At 64.1% G+C, this 18962-nt stretch carries 19 protein-coding genes and 1 tRNA gene; 4 read left to right on the forward strand and 16 right to left on the reverse strand.

Features of this window, described 5'->3' with window-relative positions:
- Positions 1 to 67 precede the first annotated feature (67 nt).
- The gene (locus IM738_RS07175) at positions 68 to 1339 is read left to right on the forward strand and encodes a serine hydrolase (protein ID WP_236965188.1); all 1272 of its coding nucleotides are present in this window, start codon (positions 68 to 70) and stop codon (positions 1337 to 1339) included.
- A gap of 94 nt (positions 1340 to 1433) precedes the next feature.
- Here IM738_RS07175 and IM738_RS07180 read toward each other — a convergent pair whose 3' ends face one another.
- From IM738_RS07180 to IM738_RS07235, 12 genes are all read right to left on the reverse strand, one after another.
- Positions 1434 to 2237 carry an IclR family transcriptional regulator gene (locus tag IM738_RS07180; protein ID WP_236965189.1) on the reverse strand — a complete coding sequence of 268 codons (804 nt, stop codon included), beginning with the start codon at positions 2235 to 2237 and terminating at the stop codon, positions 1434 to 1436.
- Positions 2238 to 2274: 37 nt separating this feature from the next.
- Positions 2275 to 3012, reverse strand: coding sequence for an arginyltransferase (locus IM738_RS07185; RefSeq protein ID WP_236965190.1), 738 nt, complete (start codon positions 3010 to 3012; stop codon positions 2275 to 2277).
- Positions 3013 to 3014: 2 nt separating this feature from the next.
- Positions 3015 to 3779, reverse strand: coding sequence for a leucyl/phenylalanyl-tRNA--protein transferase (gene aat, locus IM738_RS07190; protein WP_236965191.1), 765 nt, complete (start codon positions 3777 to 3779; stop codon positions 3015 to 3017).
- A 442-nt stretch (positions 3780 to 4221) separates the two neighbouring features.
- Positions 4222 to 4297: transfer RNA gene (locus IM738_RS07195), tRNA-Asn, on the reverse strand.
- A gap of 102 nt (positions 4298 to 4399) precedes the next feature.
- A complete protein-coding gene (locus IM738_RS07200; protein WP_236965192.1) occupies positions 4400 to 5500 on the reverse strand; it encodes an NAD(P)/FAD-dependent oxidoreductase in 1101 nt (366 codons plus the stop codon).
- Between the two features lie 2 nt (positions 5501 to 5502).
- On the reverse strand, positions 5503 to 5832 hold the full coding sequence (gene fdxA / locus IM738_RS07205) for a ferredoxin FdxA (protein WP_236965193.1): 330 nt from the start codon (positions 5830 to 5832) through the stop codon (positions 5503 to 5505).
- Between the two features lie 121 nt (positions 5833 to 5953).
- Positions 5954 to 7276 carry a sulfate adenylyltransferase subunit 1 gene (locus IM738_RS07210; RefSeq protein WP_236965194.1) on the reverse strand — a complete coding sequence of 441 codons (1323 nt, stop codon included), beginning with the start codon at positions 7274 to 7276 and terminating at the stop codon, positions 5954 to 5956.
- A gap of 126 nt (positions 7277 to 7402) precedes the next feature.
- Positions 7403 to 8362, reverse strand: a complete 960-nt coding sequence (cysD, locus tag IM738_RS07215) for a sulfate adenylyltransferase subunit CysD (protein WP_236965195.1) — start codon at positions 8360 to 8362, stop codon at positions 7403 to 7405.
- Between the two features lie 19 nt (positions 8363 to 8381).
- Entirely contained in the window at positions 8382 to 9005 is a 624-nt protein-coding gene (locus tag IM738_RS07220; RefSeq protein ID WP_236965196.1) for a phosphoadenosine phosphosulfate reductase domain-containing protein, read from the reverse strand.
- 18 nt (positions 9006 to 9023) lie between these two features.
- Positions 9024 to 9407, reverse strand: coding sequence for a DUF934 domain-containing protein (locus tag IM738_RS07225; protein WP_236965197.1), 384 nt, complete (start codon positions 9405 to 9407; stop codon positions 9024 to 9026).
- A gap of 20 nt (positions 9408 to 9427) precedes the next feature.
- Positions 9428 to 11209 (reverse strand): nitrite/sulfite reductase, encoded by a 1782-nt coding sequence (locus IM738_RS07230; RefSeq protein ID WP_236965198.1) that lies wholly within the window; start codon positions 11207 to 11209, stop codon positions 9428 to 9430.
- A 31-nt stretch (positions 11210 to 11240) separates the two neighbouring features.
- Positions 11241 to 12032, reverse strand: coding sequence for a sulfite exporter TauE/SafE family protein (locus IM738_RS07235; protein ID WP_236965199.1), 792 nt, complete (start codon positions 12030 to 12032; stop codon positions 11241 to 11243).
- Positions 12033 to 12182: 150 nt separating this feature from the next.
- Here IM738_RS07235 and IM738_RS07240 point away from each other — a divergent pair, with 150 nt between their 5' ends.
- Positions 12183 to 12977, forward strand: coding sequence for a hypothetical protein (locus IM738_RS07240; RefSeq protein WP_236965200.1), 795 nt, complete (start codon positions 12183 to 12185; stop codon positions 12975 to 12977).
- Between the two features lie 6 nt (positions 12978 to 12983).
- Here the strand turns inward: IM738_RS07240 and IM738_RS07245 are convergent, their stop codons facing one another.
- On the reverse strand, positions 12984 to 14159 hold the full coding sequence (locus IM738_RS07245; RefSeq protein ID WP_236965201.1) for an FAD-dependent oxidoreductase: 1176 nt from the start codon (positions 14157 to 14159) through the stop codon (positions 12984 to 12986).
- 47 nt (positions 14160 to 14206) lie between these two features.
- Positions 14207 to 14485: an oxidative damage protection protein gene (locus IM738_RS07250; protein ID WP_236965202.1), complete on the reverse strand. Its 279-nt coding sequence runs from the start codon at positions 14483 to 14485 to the stop codon at positions 14207 to 14209.
- A gap of 351 nt (positions 14486 to 14836) precedes the next feature.
- Here IM738_RS07250 and IM738_RS07255 point away from each other — a divergent pair, with 351 nt between their 5' ends.
- Both IM738_RS07255 and IM738_RS07260 read left to right on the forward strand, forming a co-directional pair.
- Positions 14837 to 15610: a ferredoxin--NADP reductase gene (locus IM738_RS07255; protein ID WP_236965203.1), complete on the forward strand. Its 774-nt coding sequence runs from the start codon at positions 14837 to 14839 to the stop codon at positions 15608 to 15610.
- A 75-nt stretch (positions 15611 to 15685) separates the two neighbouring features.
- Positions 15686 to 16207: a disulfide bond formation protein B gene (locus tag IM738_RS07260; protein ID WP_236965204.1), complete on the forward strand. Its 522-nt coding sequence runs from the start codon at positions 15686 to 15688 to the stop codon at positions 16205 to 16207.
- Between the two features lie 64 nt (positions 16208 to 16271).
- Here the strand turns inward: IM738_RS07260 and ppk2 are convergent, their stop codons facing one another.
- Positions 16272 to 17495 carry a polyphosphate kinase 2 gene (gene ppk2, locus IM738_RS07265; RefSeq protein ID WP_236965205.1) on the reverse strand — a complete coding sequence of 408 codons (1224 nt, stop codon included), beginning with the start codon at positions 17493 to 17495 and terminating at the stop codon, positions 16272 to 16274.
- Positions 17496 to 17588: 93 nt separating this feature from the next.
- Positions 17589 to 18941, reverse strand: a complete 1353-nt coding sequence (argA, locus tag IM738_RS07270; RefSeq protein WP_236965206.1) for an amino-acid N-acetyltransferase — start codon at positions 18939 to 18941, stop codon at positions 17589 to 17591.
- Positions 18942 to 18962: the final 21 nt, after the last annotated feature.

An 18962-nucleotide genomic window follows, 5' to 3' on the forward strand; every position in this document is an offset into this window, starting at 1 on the left:
ATTGCTAGTTTTTTTCATAGCTTCTATACTTCCCTCCAGAACAACGTCGTTGTCTGGAGTGGAGTAAATGAAACCTTTTCGCACACGCGTATTCACGCTGTTGCAACTCGTTGCGACGGTTCTGACATCGGCGACCCTGCTGCTGCCACTGTCGGCGGAAGCGGTCGTGGCGAAGAAGGTGGTGGTCAAGACCAAGAAGCCTGCAAACACGCAGGTGGTTGAGCGCAAGAAGCGCAGCGCACTGGTTGCCAAGGCGTCGGGTTCAAAGAAGGTTGCTGGCAAAGGGGTTGCTGTGGCGAAGAAGAGCCGCAAGCTTGACCGGGGCGATGTGAAATTGGCCAAGACTGAAGTTCGTGGATCCAGGCGAATCGGCACAGCTAAAAAGAATGCTTCGACGCATTTTGTGGGGGCGCGCAAACACGTGCGTGTGACCCGCGTGGCCCGTTCCCGTTCTCAAAAAGGTGAGGTGCGGCTGGTGGCCCATCGCAGTCCCGTGCCGGTCATGCGCGTGCTGGCAGAGCCTCGATTGTCCAATGGTGAGCGCTTGGGGCTGCGCGCCGCTGAAGATCCGTTGGCTTTGAACTCCAGTGTGGCGCTCGTGGTGGATCAACAAACCAACGAGGTGCTGTTCAGCAAGAATGACTCGGCAGTGCTGCCTATCGCATCGCTCACCAAATTGATGACGGGTCTGGTGATCACCGATGCCAATCTGTCGATGGAAGAGCCATTGACGATCACGCAGGACGACGTGGATACCTTCAAGAACAGCCGCTCCCGGCTCGCTGTGGGTTCAACGCTCACCCGGGGCGAATTGATGCATCTCGCGCTCATGTCGAGTGAGAACCGCGCAGCCCATGCCTTGGGCAGGACCTTTCCTGGTGGGCTCGACAGTTTTGTGCGTCTGATGAACAGCAAGGCTCGCGAACTGGGTATGCGCGACACGCGCTACGTGGAACCGACTGGTTTGTCCAGTCTCAACCAGTCCAGTGCCCGCGATCTGGCGACGCTGGTATCTGCGGCCTACCAGAGCCCCATCTTGCGCAGCCTGTCTACCTCCCCCAGCCATCAGCTCGAGCTCGGCCACCGCGTGCTGGAGTTCAAGAATTCCAATCGGTTGATTCGAAATCCTGACTGGGAGATTGGCCTTCAGAAGACCGGCTACATTTCTGAGGCCGGTCGCTGCCTGGTGATGCAGGCCAAAGTGGCTGGTCGGCAGCTGATCATGGTGTTTCTGGATTCAGCGGGGAAGTTGAGCCGTGCCCAGGACGCAGAACGCGTTCGCCGCTGGGTGGAGGCTCAGCCCTATCCCCAGGCAGCGGTTGTTCGTCCGCAGGGTTGAACGATCACGCGCTCCAAACAAAACGGTCCTCATGAGGACCGTTTTGTTTTGCATCACCAATGTGGGTGGTGTTGATGCGGGAGGATGAATGGTCCTAGCGTGGCGTGGTGTGGGCAGCTTGGGCTTTGGGGCAACCCAGGGCAATGGAGATGTCGGCTGCCGTCGCGCGAAGCTTTGGGACCCAATTTTCATCAATGCGATCAGCGGGTGCGGAGATCGACAAACCTGCCACCAGACGGCATTGGTCATCGTAGATGCCTGCGGCCATGCAACGCACCCCGAGCTCGAGTTCTTCGTTGTCCCGTGCCAAACCGGCCAGTCGGCATTGCTGGAGCTCGCGTTCCAGGGTGACCAGCTGTGTGAGGCTGTTGCGGGTGTTGCCGGCAAGACCCGTGCGCGTGGCATAGGCTCGCACACGCTGTGGTTCGTCCGCTGCCAGAAAGAGCTTGCCGACCGACGTCAGGTGCAGGGGCGCTCGGCCACCGATGGCACGCACCACCTGCATGCCGGAGCGCTCGCTGTAGGCGCGCTCGACATAAACGATTTCGTCGCCCTGGCGCACGCTGAGGTTCACCGGTTGCTGGATCAGCTTGTGCAGCTCTCTCATTGGTGTCAAAGCCGCGTCACGAACACTCAGTCGAGCTTTCACCAGATTGCCGAGCTCCAGAAGGCGCATGCCGAGTCGATAGCTGCCGGCCTCTGGCCGGTCAACAAAACGGCCGATCGTCAGGTCATTGAGGATGCGGTGGGCGGTGGAAGGATGAAGTCCGGTCTTCTCACTGATTTCCTTGAGGGACACCGGATCTTCACGGGAGGCAAGCACTTCAATCAGGTTGAACATCCGTTCAATGACCTGAACGGTGGGTGTGCTGGGCAAGGAATCGGATCGTTTGGTCATGGCCGCCATTTGGTTGCGTCCATTTTACAAGATGAAATCAAGTGGGCGGCGTCCAGCGACCGTCTCGCAACAGTTCATGGGGTTGAAAACTGGACTTGTAACCCATTTTTTGGCTCTGCTCGATCCAGTAACCGAGGTACATGTGAGGCAGTCCCAGTGCCTGCGCCTGGTCGATCTGCCACAACACGCTGTAGGTGCCATAGCTGGCACGGCTGTCGGGCTCGTAGAAGGTATACACCGCCGACAGCCCGTCGTTGAGCACGTCGACGATGGACACCATCACCAGCCGGGCCGGCTGATCCCCGGTGGCGGGTTCATGGAATTCCACCAGCCGTGAATTGACGCGGCTTTGAAGCAGAAACTGGGTGTACTGGTCGATGCTGTCCTGGTCCATGCCGCCGCCGGCATGGCGGCTGTTCTGGTAGCGGAGGTACAGCTCGTAGTGTTCTGGAACGAAGCAGAGGCCGAGCACCCGCGTTTCCAGGTGGGCGTGACGTGATCGGCAGCGCCGCTGGCTGCGTGTGGGTTTGAATCGCTCGACAGGCACCCTGAGTGGTACGCAGGCCTGGCAGCCGTCGCAGTAGGGGCGATAGGTGAACATGCCACTGCGGCGAAAGCCGTGGGTGACCAGATCGGAGTAGGCGTCGTTGTGAATGAGGTGGCTTGGCGTTGCCACTTGGGAGCGCGCCTGGCGACCCGTGATGTAGCTGCACGGGTAGGGTGCGGTCGCGTAATACTGCAGCGCCTGCAGCGGTAGTTCTTTGAGGTGGGTCACGCTCAAACGCCGTCGTCAGAGAGGAGGTGATTCCAGTATACGTTCTGGAATTTCCAGATAGGGGCGCGGTCCAGGATCGTCTGATGGAGATGCTGGCAGAAAGCGCTGCGGGGCATCAAGGTCGCACCCAGCGAGGCGAGGTGGGGGGTGTCTTGCTGGCAGTCGATCAGCGGAATATGTTCGGCGCGGCAAAACGCCACCAGGGCGCTCAGCGCGATCTTGGACGCATCGCTCTGCCGGCTGAACATGGATTCTCCAAAAACCATGGCACCCAGGTTGATGCAATACAGGCCGCCAGCGAGCTCACCATCGATCCAGGTCTCGACGCTGTGGGCGATACCGGCACGGTGCAGCCGGATGTAAGCTTGCTCCATGGCAGGCAGAATCCAGGTGCCCGACTGCTCGCCGCGTGGCGTGTGTGCGCAGGCCCGGATCACCCGCTCGAAATCGTGATCGAAACGGATCTCAAGGCGTTGCTCGGCGCGAAGCTTGTTCAACGTCTTGCGCAGCGAACGGTGCAGGCGAAAGGCCCCCGTCCGCAGCACCATGCGCGGATCGGTGCTCCACCAGAGAATGGGTTGCCCCGCGCTGTACCAGGGGAAAATGCCTTGTGAGTAGGCGGAGACCAAGGTCTGGACATCGAGCGCACCGCCAGCCGCGAGCAAGCCCGTGGCGGGATCGTTGGGGCCCCAAGCGCTGTCCACCGGTGGGAATGCATCACCTGGCTCAAGCCAAGGCAACTCCGGGGTGCGTGCTGAAGCTGACATGAGCCTATTGTCGGCTGCGCGCCATCCCGATCCCGCGAACAGCGGTCAGCAAGGCTGTCCCCCCAGCGATTCCCAGACCATCGGCCAGCAAATCCAGTCCATCCCCGTGTCGCCACCCGGTGGCAGATTGCGCCAGTTCGATCGTTGCCCCATAGGCGATCAGGCCGAGGCAGACTCGCCAGGGATGCCTGGGGTAGGCGAAGTGGCCCAGGAGCGTGAGCACAGCGAACCCGCCCGTGTGCTGGGCTTTGTCCCAGATGTCGAAGGACTGGGGCGGCAAATAGGCCACTGGCAACAACGACAAGACGGCTACAACGACGGCACAGAGCCAGAAGGCCGACTTCGTCAGCAAGGGCGGTAGCGCGGGTGAGAAATGCATTCGATGAACGAGAAGCAAAAACAACAAAGGCCTTCCGAAGAAGGCCTTTGTTGTGATTTCTGTTGGCTCCCCGACCTGGACTCGAACCAGGGACCTGCGGATTAACAGTCCGTCGCTCTACCGACTGAGCTATCAGGGAACAGCCTCAAATTATAGTGCGGTTTTTACGTCTTTTGAAAGACGCCCTACATTTCTTGGAAATTTCTTGATCTGGCTCCTGGAAGCCTCCGAGACAAACGCGTCAGTCGAACACGGGAGATTCCACGCCCAGCACCTTGTGCAGCTTGGGACTGGTGGTTGTGTACTGCAGAAACACTTTCTTCTCAGGAAAGATGATGGGCATGGCGCCATAGGCGGCGAGTGCGCACTCATGGAAACCCGAGAGGATGAGCTTCTTCTTGCCGGGGTAGGTGTTGATGTCGCCCACGGCAAAGATGCCCGGAACGCTGGTCGAGAATTTCTCGGTGTCGACCACCACCTGCTTGCGCTCAATGTCCAGCCCCCAGTCGGCGATGGGACCGAGCTTGGGGGACAGACCAAAAAACACCAGCAACAGGTCGAGCGGCACGAGCCGCGTCACGCCGTCGGCGCCGGTGACCTTGATGCCGGTGAGCCGGTTGTCCTGTTCTTCATGACCGGTGATCTGCCCGACGATGAACTGCATGTCCAGTTGCTCACACAGCTCGCGCATTCGGGCCACGTTCGCCGGTGCGGCCTTGAAGCCATCGCGGCGGTGAATCAGGATCACGCTCTCGGCCTTGTTCGGACCCTCTGCCACGAAGTTCAGGGCCCAGTCAATTGCCGAGTCACCGCCACCGACGATCACCAGGTTTTTTCCAGCGAAATCGGCGGGATTCTTGACAAAGTAGAACAGTTGCGAACCTTCGAACCGTTCAAGTCCGTCGACCTTGAGTGTGCGCGGCTGGAAAGCGCCCACGCCTGCGGCGACAAAAAGTGTCTTGGTGAGGAAACGTGTGCCCTTCGCGGTTTCCACGTAAAAGCGGCCATCGTCCTGGCGCTGAACCGTGCTTACTTCTTGGCCCAGATGAAAGGTGGCGCCGAAGGGGGCAATTTGCCTGAGCAGGGCGTCGGTCAGCTCCTGGCCCGTGCACACCGGTATCGCCGGGATGTCGTAGATCGGCTTGTCGGGGTACAGCTCGACGGGTTGACCGCCGGGGTAGGGCAGCGCATCGATGACATGGGTCTTGATTTCCAGCAGGCCCAGTTCGAACACCTGAAACAGACCCACCGGTCCAGCGCCGACAATGACCGCATCGGCCTCGATGAGGCCGATCACCGCGCTCGCAGGGTCTGGCGAAGCCACGACCGGGGACGGCGCCATGCTCAGCGCTTCAGTTCAGGCAGTTTGCCCGTGCGGTCTTTCCAGTCGTCGGCGTCGGGCAGCGCGTCTTTGCGCTTGGTGATGCTTTTCCAGTTGGGCAGCTTGGCCAGGTCGGCGTTGAGCTCCGTCATGTGAAGCTGGTCTTTGGGCAGATCTTCTTCGGCGTAAATGGCGCTCACCGGGCATTCCGGAATGCAGACTGCGCAGTCGATGCACTCGTCGGGATCGATGGTCAGGAAGTTGGGGCCTTCGCGGAAGCAATCGACAGGACAGACATCGACACAGTCGGTGTATTTACAGCGGATGCAGGATTCGGTGACGACGTGGGTCATGGTGAGAAGTGAAATTCGGGAAGAGCCCGGATTTTAGGGTTTCCAGAGGGTAAGGCAGGGCCTAAGCCCTGACCTTGACATAAGTTAACGAGACAGGTCGGCCACCAGGGCCGGTGTGGCGTCAGTTCACGAGCACCGCGCCCGAGGTCTTGTGGCTGGCCGTGTCCACGAGCACCAGCGAACCCAGCGCGCGCGATTGTGCGTAGGGCAGCGTGGCCAGCGGTTCCTGCAGAGCCAGCTCAATGTGGCCGATGGCGTTGGGTTCCAGCTGGGTCGCGTCTTCTTCGGCCAGCGTGTTGATGTCGAGCTTGTGCACGATGCGCTTGACCTTGGCCTTGACCCAGCGGTGGCCGTGCAGTGCCCAGTAGACGCGGCCAGCGACCAGGGTTTCGTCGTCCATCCAGGCCACGGTGGCGCGGATCTCTCGGCTGGCTTCGAGCGCAGCGCCTTCGCCGTCGGCGGCGAGCAGCCAGTCGCCACGTGACACATCGACCTCACGGTCGAGCACGATGCCCGCGCTGTGACCAGCCTGCACGACCTTTGGATTGCGTGCGTGGTCGAGCACCTGGGCCACGGTCGCGGTCTGGCCGCTGGGCATGACCTTGACGGGTTGGCCGGGCTGTACGCTGCCGGTGGCCACGCGGCCCCAGAACACCCGACGTCCCTGACTGGTGTCGGATGAGGAGGAGAACTTCTCGACCCACTGCACCGGGAACGCGAACGGCAGCGCGGTGTCGGCCGCGGTCACCGGCAGGTGCTCCAGGATGTCCAGCAGCGTGGGGCCGCTGTAGCCGCACCAGGCAGCGTCGGCAGCGGCGTCCACCACGTTCCAGCCCTTCAGCGCCGAGACCGGTACGGTGGCGGTGACGGTGATGCCGGCTTCGGCCGCGAAGGCGGCGAGCGCTGCACTGATGTGGGCGAACGCGAGCGCGCTGTCGGCCACGGCGTCGAGCTTGTTCACAGCGAACACGATGGATGGCACGCGCAGCAGCTTGAGCAGCAGCGAGTGGCGGCGGGTCTGCACCAGCAGCTTGAGACCTGCGTCCTGCCAGTCCAGCTTGGTGGCATCGACCAGCACCACGGCCGCGTCGGCGGCGGAAGCGGCGGTCACCATGTTGCGCGTGTACTGCTCATGGCCCGGCGCGTCGCCGATGATGAACTTGCGCGTCTCGGTGTTGAAGTAGCGGTAAGCCACGTCGATGGTGATGCCCTGTTCGCGCTCGGCCGACAGGCCGTCGGTCAGCAGTGCGAGGTCGGTTTCACCCTGGCGCTGCACGCCGGCCAGGTGGTCCTGCAGCACGGCCTTGCTGTCCACCAGCAGGCGGCCGATCAGCGTGCTCTTGCCGTCATCCACCGAACCGCAGGTGATGAATTTCAGGGCGGGGCGGGTGTCTTGTGCGAGGGCTTCGACAGGCTCAGCCCGAACGGAGGAAGTGGTGTTCATGAAGGGGTATCCGAGTGAATTGTCTGTTTCAAGGGCGCCGCTGAACCGGCTTTGCCGGGCCGCCAGCGCCGCCCCCTTGAGGGGGTGACGCGCCCTTGGGCGCGGCGCGGGGGTGGGCTATTTCTTTCAGAAATACCCGTCTTTCTTCCGCTTCTCCATCGAAGCGTCCGAAGTCTTGTCGTCCATGCGCGTCGCGCCTCGCTCGCTCACGTCGGCGGCCAGCGTCTCGATGACGATGTCGCCGGCCGTGGCAGCCAGGCTCTCCACCGGGCAGGTGCAGGTGATGTCACCCACCGTGCGGAAACGCACGTCGCGCACCTGCACCGTCTCGCCGTCTTTCGGCGGGGTCAGTTCGGTCACGGGGACCAGCAGGCCTCGGCGGTCCACCACCTCGCGCTGGTGGGTGTAGTAGATCGAGGGCAGGGCGATGTCTTCGCGCTCGATGTACTGCCACACGTCCAGCTCGGTCCAGTTGCTGATGGGGAACACGCGGAAGTGTTCGCCCGGGGCCAGGCGGGTGTTGAAAAGCGTCCAGAGCTCGGGGCGCTGGGCCTTGGGTTGCCACTGGCCGAAGCTGTCGCGGTGCGAAAAGATGCGCTCCTTGGCGCGCGCCTTTTCTTCGTCGCGGCGGGCACCGCCGATCAGCGCGTCGAAGCGGAACTCTTCGATCGCTTCGAGCAGCGTGACCGACTGGTGCACGTTGCGGCTCTCGCCCGGGTGGGCCAGGCGCACGGTGCCGCGCTTCATCGAGTCCTCGACGTTGCGCACGATCAGCTCGGCCTGCAGTTCGGCGGCGCGGCGGTCGCGGAAGTCGGTCACTTCGGGGAAGTTGTGGCCGGTGTCGATCATCAGCAGCGGGTAGGGGATGCGGCCGACGCCAAAGGCCTTTTCGGCGCAGCGCAGCATCACCAGCGAGTCTTTTCCGCCCGAGAACAGCAGGGTGGGGCGCTCGAAGGCGGCCGCCACCTCGCGCAGGATGAAGATGGTTTCTTCTTCGAGCGCGTCCAGGTGGGCGTTGCTCAGGTGGTGGCCGGCGGCGGCCTGCAGGGCGGTCTGGATCACTTCGGGTTCGGTGCGTGCGTTCATGATGGGTCTTGTGTCCTGATCAGTGGGCCAGGTGCAGGCCGCACTCGCGGTTGTCTTCGCCCTTGGTCGGGTCCACGTAGTCGAAGTTGTTGGGCAGGCCGTGCGCCTCGCAGTACTGGTACAGCTCTTTGGACGACCAGTGCAGCAGCGGCGCAACTTTGATCAGGCCGTCGGGGTTGATGCTCACGGGGTCCATCTGGGCGCGCACGGCGGTGTCGGTGGCGCGCAATGCGGTGAACCAGACCTTGGGCGCCGTCTCGCGCAGGGCGCGGGCAAAGGGTTCGAGCTTGACCTCTTCGGTGAAGGCGGCATGGCGCGGGTCGTCCAGCGCCGGCGTCAGACCGTCCACGGCCTCGCGGTGGGCGCGCGAGCGGCGCGGCAGGTAGATGTGCAGGTTCAGTTGGAGTTGCCGAGTGACTTCGTCGGCGAAGCGGTAGGTGGCTTCGGTGTTGTAGCCGTTGTCCATCCAGACCACCGGCACGTCGGGATTCACGCTCGCGACCATGTGAAGGATCACAGCTTCGAATGGGCGGAAGTTGGTGGTGACGATGGACGTCTGGCCCAGGCCGAGGGCCCACTTCACCAGTTCAGGGGCGTTGCGGCCGAGTTCGGCGTTGACTTGTGCGAGGTTGATGGTGCTCATGGTGTTTCTTCTTGAAGCTCAGGCCACGGCGAAGTGCGGTTGCGTGTCCACTGCGTCGCCCTGGTAGAAGGCCGGGTAGTGGGCCAACAGTTTTTGGCCATGTTCGATGTCCTGGTCGGCGCGCAGCACGGCCTGCGTGAAGCCCGTGCGCTGCATCTGTGCCAGCTGGTCGATCAGCACGTCGCCCGTGGCGCGGATCTCGCCTGTGAAGCCCAGTCGGCGACGCAGCAGGAAGGCCTGGCTGAAGGCGCGGCCGTCGGCGAACTTGGGGAACTGCAGCACGACTGTGCGGATGCCTTCGAGCGAGGCTTCGCGCGGATCGGCATCGTTGGCCAGCGTCAGGGTGCCGGCTTCATCCGTGGCGAAAGACTCGGCCTTGAAGAGTTGGAGCGTGGGTTTCATGCGGGTCTCGGATGCTGGGCTCAGGCGGCGACGGGTGTGCGGGCGGTGGCCACGCGCACCGCGTTGGCGGCGGTCTTGAAGGGGTCGACGCCGATGCGCTTCACGGTGTCGATGAAGGTCTCGCGGTCGTTGCGCTGCTCGCGGTAGGTGTTGATCACGGCCTCGATCACGTCGGTCATTTCGTTGGCGGCGAATGAGGGGCCGATGACTTTGCCGGGCGTGGATTCGCCCGACAGGCGCGTGCCATCCGAGCCGCCCAGCGTCACCTGGTACCACTCCTGGCCGTCCTTGTCGACGCCGAGGATGCCGATGTGGCCACTGTGGTGGTGGCCGCAACTGTTGATGCAGCCGCTGATGTGCAGGTCGATCTCACCCAGGTCGTGCAGTTCGTCCAGGTCTTGGTAACGCGCGAGCAAGGCTTGCGCGATGGGCAGCGAGCGGGCGTTGGCCAGGTCGCAGAAATCGCCACCGGGGCAGGCGATCATGTCGCTCAGCAGACCGATGTTGGGCTTGGCCAGGCCGAGGCGGCGCGCTTCGCGCCACAGCTCGGGCAACTGGTCGCAGCTGACCCAGGGCAGCAGCAGGTTCTGTTCGTGCGTCACGCGCGCCTCGCCGGCCGAGAAGCGGTCGGCCAGGTCGGCGGCGCGCTCCAGCTGATCGGCACTCGCGTCGCCGGGGGCCGAGCCCAGGCGCTTGAACGACAACGTGACGGCGCGCAGGTCGGGGTTCTGGTGCGGCTTCACGTTCTGTGTGAGCCAGCGGCTGAACTCCACGTCGTCTTCGGCCGCGGCCTTGAGGATGTGGGCGATCTTGGCGTCGGCGCTCTTGCGGTCGCAGTTCAGCGCGGGCGGTACGAAGAAGGCGCTCACGCGGTCCAGCTCGGCTTGCGTGATGGTGTGCGGCGCACCGTCTTTTTCGATGATGTCGCGGTACTCGGCTTCCACCTGGTCGGTGAAGGCCTGGCCTTCGGCCTTCACGAGGATCTTGATGCGGGCCTTGTAAATGTTGTCGCGGCGGCCGAAACGGTTGTAGGCGCGTACCACGGCTTCGAGGTAGTTGAGGATCTGGCTCCAGGGCAGGAACTCGCGGATCACGGTGCCGATGATCGGTGTGCGGCCCATGCCGCCACCCACGCGCACCTGAAAGCCCAGGTCGCCATCCACGTTGCGCAGCAGTCGCAGGCCGACGTCGTGCCACGGCGTGGCAGCCCGGTCTTCGCGGGCGCCGGTGATGGCGATCTTGAACTTGCGAGGCAGGAAGGCGAACTCGGGGTGCAGCGTGCTCCACTGGCGCATGATTTCGGCGAAGGGGCGCGGGTCGGCGACCTCGTCCACCGCGATGCCCGCCAAGGCGTCGGTGGTGATGTTGCGGATGCAGTTGCCGCTGGTCTGGATGCCATGCAGGTTCACGCTGGCCAGCAGGTCCATCACGTCGGCCGAGCGGGCCAGCGGAATCCAGTTGTATTGCACGTTCTGGCGGGTGGTGAAGTGGCCGCAGCGGTCGGGCAGGGTGGGCACGTCGGCCAGTGCCGCGTTGGCCTTGGAGACGTCGTGGTCTTCCTTGTGGTCGAAGTCACGGGCGATCTGGGCCAACACGCGCAGCTGGGCGCTGTTGAGTTCGCCGTAGGGCACGGCCACGCGCAACATGGGCGCGAAGCGCTGGATGTACCAGCCGTTCTGCAGGCGCAATGGCTTGAACTCGTCGCCCAGCAAGGTGCCGGCCTGGAAACGTTCGAGCTGGTCGCGGTATTGCGCAGCGCGCTGCTGGACGAACTGGCGGTCGAAGTCGGAGTACTGGTACATCGTGATCGTGGGGGCGAAAGGGTCAGGTTGTTCAGAAGGCGATCAGCTTGGTGCCGGCGTAGGCCAGCAACAGCGACAGAAGCGAGCGCACCAAGCGTTCGGGCGTGTGGCGCATCAGGCGGGTGCCGAGCCAGATGCCCGGAATGGAGCCGGCCAGCAAATTGACCAGCAGCGGCCAGTCCACCGAGCCCAGGCTGGCGTGACCCAGACCGGCCACCAGGGTCAGCGGCACAGCGTAAGCGATGTCGGCGGCCACGATGCGCGGCAGCGGCAGCAGCGGGAACAGGATCAGCAGCACCGAGACACCGATCGCCCCGGCGCCGACCGAGGTGAGGGTGACCAGGGTGCCGATCACGGCGCCGAACAGCACCGGCAGGCTCCAGTGGCGTGCGCGGGTCGCGTCTTGCAGCCGTCCTTCTGGCAGGGTGCGTGGCAGCTGTTTCCCACGGGCGGCCTTGTAGAGCATGGCGGCAGCGGTCAGGAGCAGGGCGATGCCCAGGGTGTGTGTCATGACCGACTGCACCTGGGGGTTGGCCGGGCCGACTTGGTGCAACACCGCCAGGGTGAGCAGCGCCGCCGGGATGCTGCCGGCGCAAAGCTGGCCCACCACGCGCCAAGGCACCAGGCGCTGGCGCGCCAGGCTGAGCGTGCCACTGGCCTTGGTGAAGGCGGCGAAGAGCAGGTCGGTGCCGACCGCGAGGTAGGGCTTGATGCCGAAGAAGAAGATCAAGATCGGCGTCATCAGCGACCCGCCCCCCACGCCGGTCAGTCCGACGATGAGTCCCACGGCAAAGCCGGCAAAGATGAGGGCGAATTCAGGCATGGGCGCGACTGTAAAGAGGTCCGCTTATATTGCAAACGACATTTTGGTTGTTCATATATGCCTTTGAGCAATAAAAGGATGCGTCGGGTGCACCTCAGCCGGATCGCCCCGACCGGGCAGCGGCCAGTGGCGTGGCGGTAACATGTGTCCATGGCCAAGCAGCGGATTTACGTCAATGTCGTGGGTTTTTCCGACGTGGAACGGCATGCGCTCAACACGGTGTTTCGCCTGTCCGAAGAGCGCGAACTGTCCTATGTGCCCTGGGTCCCGCTCACCGCTCCGGGCGTTGACCCCAACATCAAGCGCGCCGATGTTGCGCTGGTGGATGGCGACAGCGCCGAGGCGGTGCTCGCCCACGCCAAAGAGCTTCCTCCGGGGCAGCGATTGATCTGGGTGGGGGCCGGGGCACCGGTGCATGCGTGGCGGGTGGTGGGCCGGCCGATCCAGTGGGCGGGCCTGCTGGACGATCTCGACGCGGTGTCTGCGGCGAGGCGGGTCGATTCCGGCCATCTGGATCTGGACGTCACGTCGCCAGCTCCACTGGAGATTGCGTCCGGTGAGATCCACCGGCGGGCGCTGCTGGTGGGGGCCCTCCCCGAGGAAGAACCCCTTTTTCGCGCGCGGTTGGCGCTCGTGGGCGTGCTGGACGCCGACCTGGCCCAGAGCACCGAGCTGGCGGCAGAGATGATCGGGAGCCAGCGCTATTGCTGTGGCGTCTTCAATCTGGACGACCACCACATCGATGCCTGGTCGCTGGCCCGGCTGTTCGCGCAGCGCAACCCCCAGGCGCTCAACATGGGCATCAGCGAACACGCGGGGCCGCTGTCGCCCTGGTGGAGCCGGCGTCGGATGAGGCGGGATACCGAGCGCACCGGCATCAACGCCTTGCTGGCCCGACCGCTGCAGGCCGACGAGCTGCAACGGTCGCTGGATCTGCTGCGCTGAGCGTGCTCAGCTGCGCTGTCGCCGGGCGGCCTTCCAGGCGAATCTCGAGGGGTCCAGGGCCTGTTCCAGGCCGTGGTCGGTGGGCGGCAGGGGCGATGCCTCGCCGCTCATGCGGGCGGCCAACAGGCGGGCACACCAATGTGCCAGCGTCAGGCCACGCGATCCCAGGGCGGTCAGCAGGTACAGATTGGGCAGGCGTGGTGTCTCGGCCAGAGGCACCCGCCCCCGGCGAGCGCCAGCGTCGTTCATCAGCGCGTCAAGCGCCGGCAGGTCGGGTGCGGCACCCACCAGCGGCAAACGGTCCAGTGAGGCGCAACGAACCTGCGCCCAGCCCCGCAACGAGCCGTCGGCGACCGATTGCCGCAACACGCCAGCCGCGGCGGCGTGCATCTCTTCCAGACTCTGTGCGTTGCGTTCATGGGCGGTCGCATCGACATCGCTGTTGTCCGCGCCACGTTCGTATGTCGAGCCCATGGCCCAGATGCGCGGTGGCCACGCCGGCTGCAGGCCCGCGTCTTCGTAGGCTGGCACGAACACACCGTTGTTGCGCATGGGGCGGGGTGCCAGCGGGTCGCCATCGAGCGCGGCCAGGCTCATCTGCCCCTTGACCGGGCGCAACGGCAGGGCCGTGGCGGTCAAGCCGTGGCGACCTTCGAGCAGGGTCCGGGTGCCGTGAGCGGCCGCCACCACCACGGTCTGGGCCTGGGCCAGTGGCCCGTCTGTGTCATCCAGCGCCACCCAGGCGCCGTCGGGCGTGCGGGTGAGGCGCGCCACGCGCCGATTCCAGAGGCAGTCCAGTGCACCGAAGCCGCGTGCCTCATCCAGCCAGGCATTCACCAGGGCGGCTGGTCGCACCAGCACCGCGGGCCAGCGACCGGGGTCGTGACCCAGGTTGTCCACCTCACAGGCTTGCCACCCGTGGCCTTGTGGCACCAACCGCTGCAATTCGAGCCGGGCATCCGCCACCCCAAAGGCGCACAGGCGCGACAACGGCGTGGGAACCCGGGTCACATGCGGGCTGAGCATGCCCACGGGCAAGGCAGAGGCCGCCTGGGCCGGGCCAGGCGCGGCGTCCAGCAAGGTCAGCTGCCATCCCCGACGGGCCAGGGCCGCGCACACAGCCGACCCGGCCAGGCCAGCGCCGATCACCAAGGCGTGGCGGGTGGAGGAAGGTTCGGACAACGGGGCTGGAGCATCCGGACCGACAGGACCGGACGATTGGGGCGCGGTCAGGATGCGCTGGGTGGCGGCACGTAACCTGCGGCGGCGTCGGCGCCTTCGCCAAAGAAGTGCTTCTCCATCTGGCGGGCCAGGTACTGGCGCGCACGGGCATCGGCCAGGTTGAGGCGGTTTTCGTTGAGCAGCATGGTCTGGTGCTTGAGCCAAGCCGCCCAGGCTTCCTTGCTCACGTTCTCGAAAATGCGCTTGCCCAGCTCGCCTGGGTAGGGCGGGAAGTCCAGACCTTCAGCTTCCTTGCCGAGCTTGATGCATTGGATGGTGCGTGCCATGGGGTGTCCTTAATATCTCTTTGGATATGAATCAAATAAAAATATATTGGTTCTGGTTTTAACCGGGCGCGGGCATCATGCGGGTTTTCCAGAGCGGCCGGCCGGGTGGAGCCCGGTAGGCATTGGCCCGACTGTATCAACGATTGGGTGTCCCTGGACTCAGCGGGGCGGGACATCGGGGTGCAGTGTGACCCGGATCGGCATGGTCCGGGCTGACATAACGCAAATCTTTGGCAGACGCGGGCTTTTACAATCTGAGGATCTGATGCGGTGCCCTGACCGCCACCGGTGCGCCGGACCTTTCGCCGACCTGCTGCAGCCTGGCTGCGGTTCACAGACCTTTTCAAGACCATGAGTGCTTTCATCGAAGAACGCGTGTTGACCGTGCATCACTGGACCGACCGCCTGTTCAGTTTCACCACCACCCGTGACCAGGCCCTGCGCTTCTCGAACGGGCACTTCACCATGATCGGCCTGCGGGTCAACGACAAACCGCTGCTGCGCGCGTACAGCATTGCCAGCCCCAACTACGCCGATCACCTGGAGTTCCTGAGTATCAAGGTGCAGGACGGTCCGCTGACCAGCCGCCTGCAGCACATTCAGGTGGGTGACAAGGTCATCGTCGGCCGCAAGCCCACCGGAACCCTGCTGATCGACTACCTGCTGCCCGCCAAGCGCCTGTACCTGCTGGCCACCGGCACCGGACTGGCACCTTTCCTGAGCGTGATCCGCGACCCCGAGACCTACGAGAAATTCGAGCAGGTCGTGCTGGTGCATGGCGTGCGAGAGGTCAAGGAGCTGGCGTACCGCGAGATGCTGGAAAGCACGCTCAAGCAGGACGAATTCCTGGGCGAACAGGTGCAGCAGCAATTGTTGTACTACCCGACCGTGACCCGTGAGCCGTTCGTGCACCAGGGCCGCATTCCGGTCATCCTCGAAAATGGCCAGCTGGCCAAGGATCTCGGGATTCCTGAGCTGAACCCTGCGGAGGACCGTGTCATGATCTGCGGCAGCCCCGAAATGCTGCGCGATCTCAAGGCCCTGTGCGAGAAGCGTGGCTTTGCCGAAGGCAACACCACGCGTCCGGGCCAGTTCGTGATCGAGCGCGCTTTCGCCGACAGCTGATTGCTCGTTCCATCAGGAACTCCGAGGCGCTCGACGGGTCCACCGCAGCGCCTCGTTTCATTTTCAGGAGATCGCTTGAGCGCCCTTGCCCCCGTTTTCAACCTGCTGGATCAACACCCCCGTCGTTTGCTCGCCCTGGTGGCTTTGGCCTGTGTCGGCCTGCTGGCCTTTGGCATCCTCTACCTGCAGCAGGTCGTGGGGCTGGAACCTTGCCCGATGTGCATCGTGCAGCGCTACGCGTTGATCCTGGTGGCGGTGGTGGCGGGTGTGGCCGCCGTGCTGCCCGGTCGTTCCGGGCGCCAGGTGAGTGTCGGCCTCATGGGCGCCTTGGCCGTGGGCGGGGCCTTCGTGGCGGCCCGCCAGAGCTTTCTGCAGTGGAACCCGCCGGAGATCATGAGCTGCGGTCGTGACTTCTACGGCATGATCGAATCGTTCCCGCTCAAGCGCGCCATACCGATGATTTTCAAGGGCAGTGGTGACTGCTCGGCGGTGGACTGGACCTTCCTGGGTCTGACGATTGCCAACTGGTCATTTCTCTGCTTCGCTGGCATTGCCGCGCTGGCCTTGTTGCTGTTGCTGCGCAGGCCGGCCGCCTGAACCGATGGTGTTCACAAAGAGAAGCCGCCCGAGGGCGGCTTCTCTTTTGGGGTGTTCTGATTGCTCAGAGAATGGCGCCCCCGGGTCGCTCACCGCGTTCATACACCACGTGGGCCCGGCCCACGATCAGTGAATCGAGAGGGCCGATGTTTTTCGGATCCTTGTTGGTGTACGGCAGTTTCTGCAGCAGGTAACGCATGGCGTTGAGGCGCGCGCGCTTCTTGCAGTCGCTCTTGATCACGGTCCATGGAGCGTCGGCCGTGTCGGTCTCGAAGAACATGGCCTCCTTGGCCTGGGTGTAGTCGGCCCATTTGTCCAGTGAGGCCAGGTCGATGGGGCTGAGCTTCCACTGTTTGAGCGGGTGTGCCTTGCGCTCCTTGAAGCGGCGGCGCTGTTCTTCGCGGCTGACGGAAAACCAGAACTTGATCAGGTGCACGCCGCTGCGCACCAGCTGGCGTTCGAACTGCGGCGCCTGGCGCATGAACTCCTGGTACTCGTCTTCGGAGCAGAAACCCATCACCTTTTCCACGCCGGCGCGGTTGTACCAGCTGCGGTCAAACAGCACGATCTCGCCGGCCGTGGGCAGGTGCTGCACATAGCGCTGGAAATACCACTGCCCACGCTCTACCTCGCTGGGTTTCTCCAGTGCCACCACGCGGGCGCCGCGCGGGTTCAGGTGTTCCATCATGCGTTTGATGGTGCCGCCCTTGCCGGCAGCATCGCGGCCCTCGAACAGGATCACGATCCGCTGTCCGGTTTCCTTGGCCCAGGCCTGCAGCTTGAGCAATTCCACTTGCAGCAGGTATTTCTGCGCTTCATAGACCTTGCGCGACAGCAAGTTCCTGTACGGGTAGGCGCCGCTGCGCCAGTCCTTGTTGAGCTGTTCGTTGGGGTCCACCTCATTGGCCGTGGTGGTCCGCTGAGAGGCCTTCGCCTCACCGCGCAGCAGCTGGCGAATTGCCTTGGCATCGTCGGGGGCCGCGCCTTCAAGGATGGCGCGCAGTGACGATGCTTTGTCGGTCTTGCTGTTCTCAGGGCGAGAGAGGATGTCCCTCACGACCGCGAGCTGCCCTGCCTGCCTGGAGGCCACCACCTGCGCCACGGTGTTTTTGCGGATGGTCCTGGGCTGGCTGCTGCCACTGGTGTCGCCCAGGGTCACGCGACGCGGGGCTTCTGCGGTTTTGCGCGAAACGGCGGCCTTCCGGGCGGCGGGCTTGGCGGCCGGTTTTCCACTGGCGGCCGTGCCGGAGCTGGAGGCATTCGGTGTCGGGGTGCTGCGTTCGGTCATGCTGTTTTCACCTGGGTGTCACTGAATTCAACAGTATGGACAGATGGCACGGTGCTGGCTTGATGTTCGTCAAACGGGGCCGCGCGGTGCGCTTCAACCCAGCTTTTTCACCAGCACCTGGCTCTTGCGGTCCCAGTTGTATTTGCGTTTGCGGGCCTCGGGCAGCCACTCGGGGTTGACCTGCACGAAGCCGCGCTTGAGGAACCAGTGCATGGTGCGGGTGGTGAGCACGAAGATGCTCTGCAGTCCCTGGGCGCGGGCGCGGCTTTCGATGCGCTTGAGCAGCCGCTCGCCATCGCCCTGGCTCTGTGTGTCGGGCGACACGGTGAGCGCGGCCATCTCGCCGGTGCGGGCCTCGGGGTAGGGGTAGAGCGCGGCGCAGCCGAAGATCACGCCGTCGTGTTCGATGATGGTGTAGTTGCCCGCGTCGCGCTCGATCTCGGTGCGGTCGCGCTTGACCAGCGTGCCGTCTTTTTCGAACGGTTCGATCAGCGCCACGATGCCGCTCACGTCGTCCATCGTGGCTTCGCGCACGCTCTCCAGTTTTTCGTCCACCACCATGGTGCCGATGCCGTCGTGGGTGTAGATCTCCAGCAGGAGCGCGCCATCGACCGCGAACGGCAGGATGTGGCTGCGTTCCACGCCGCCCTCGCAGGCACGGATGCAGTGCTGCAGGTAGAAGGCGGTGTCGGTGGGCTGGGTGGGCGCGGGCAGGACCTTGAGCAGCTTCTTGGCATCGGCCAGCGGCAGTTCGGTGTCGATCACGCTGTCGTGGGCCGGGTGCGGCGCGCCCGCGTCGAGCGCGATGCCTGGCACCTCGGTCAGGAACATCAGCTTGTCGGCCTGCAGCGCCACGGCCACCGAGGTGGCCACATCCTCCATGCTGAGATTGAAGGCCTCGCCCGTGGGCGAAAAACCGAAGGGCGAGAGCAGCACCAACGCGCCCATGTCCAGCGTGCGCTGGATGCCTTCGGTGTCGATCTTGCGCACCAGGCCCGAGTGCTGGAAGTCCACGCCGTCCATCAGGCCCACGGGTCGCGCGGTGACGAAGTTGCCTGAGATCACGCGCACCGTGGCACCGGCCATGGGGGTGTTGGGCAGGCCCTGACTGAACGCGGCCTCGATCTCGTAGCGCAGCTGACCGGCGGCCTCCTGCGCGCAGTCCAGCGCCACCGAGTCGGTGATGCGCATGCCGTGGGAGTAGCGCGCTTCATGCCCTTTCAGACGCAACTGCTCGTTCACCTGCGGCCGGAAGCCGTGCACCAGCACCACCTCCACCCCCATGCTCTGGATCAGCGCCAGATCCTGCGCGATGAGAGGCAGCTTGCCCGCTGCGATCGCTTCGCCCGCCACGCCAACGACCACCGTGCTGCCGCGCAGTTTGTGGATGTAAGGCGCGACCGAGCGGAACCAGGGCACGAAGGTGAAGTTGAAGACGTTGGACATGGATCGGGGCAAGGCGGTCTT

This window comes from Hydrogenophaga sp. SL48 (assembly GCF_021729865.1).
Lineage (GTDB): Bacteria > Pseudomonadota > Gammaproteobacteria > Burkholderiales > Burkholderiaceae_C > Hydrogenophaga.

Bases quoted from the DNA above. Each gene is read 5' to 3' on its own strand.
- cysD (WP_236965195.1), bottom strand. From the start codon at position 8,362: ATGAACGCACGCACCGAACCCGAAGTGATCCAGACCGCCCTGCAGGCC.
- IM738_RS07225 (WP_236965197.1), bottom strand. From the start codon at position 9,407: ATGAAACCCACGCTCCAACTCTTCAAGGCCGAGTCTTTCGCCACGGAT.
- IM738_RS07235 (WP_236965199.1), bottom strand. From the start codon at position 12,032: ATGCCTGAATTCGCCCTCATCTTTGCCGGCTTTGCCGTGGGACTCATC.
- fdxA (WP_236965193.1), bottom strand. From the start codon at position 5,832: ATGACCCACGTCGTCACCGAATCCTGCATCCGCTGTAAATACACCGAC.
- IM738_RS07180 (WP_236965189.1), bottom strand. From the start codon at position 2,237: ATGACCAAACGATCCGATTCCTTGCCCAGCACACCCACCGTTCAGGTC.
- IM738_RS07230 (WP_236965198.1), bottom strand. From the start codon at position 11,209: ATGTACCAGTACTCCGACTTCGACCGCCAGTTCGTCCAGCAGCGCGCT.
- IM738_RS07210 (WP_236965194.1), bottom strand. From the start codon at position 7,276: ATGAACACCACTTCCTCCGTTCGGGCTGAGCCTGTCGAAGCCCTCGCA.
- IM738_RS07255 (WP_236965203.1), top strand. From the start codon at position 14,837: ATGAGTGCTTTCATCGAAGAACGCGTGTTGACCGTGCATCACTGGACC.
- IM738_RS07250 (WP_236965202.1), bottom strand. From the start codon at position 14,485: ATGGCACGCACCATCCAATGCATCAAGCTCGGCAAGGAAGCTGAAGGT.
- IM738_RS07220 (WP_236965196.1), bottom strand. From the start codon at position 9,005: ATGAGCACCATCAACCTCGCACAAGTCAACGCCGAACTCGGCCGCAAC.
- argA (WP_236965206.1), bottom strand. From the start codon at position 18,941: ATGTCCAACGTCTTCAACTTCACCTTCGTGCCCTGGTTCCGCTCGGTC.
- ppk2 (WP_236965205.1), bottom strand. From the start codon at position 17,495: ATGACCGAACGCAGCACCCCGACACCGAATGCCTCCAGCTCCGGCACG.
- IM738_RS07240 (WP_236965200.1), top strand. From the start codon at position 12,183: ATGGCCAAGCAGCGGATTTACGTCAATGTCGTGGGTTTTTCCGACGTG.
- IM738_RS07200 (WP_236965192.1), bottom strand. From the start codon at position 5,500: ATGGCGCCGTCCCCGGTCGTGGCTTCGCCAGACCCTGCGAGCGCGGTG.
- IM738_RS07175 (WP_236965188.1), top strand. From the start codon at position 68: ATGAAACCTTTTCGCACACGCGTATTCACGCTGTTGCAACTCGTTGCG.
- aat (WP_236965191.1), bottom strand. From the start codon at position 3,779: ATGTCAGCTTCAGCACGCACCCCGGAGTTGCCTTGGCTTGAGCCAGGT.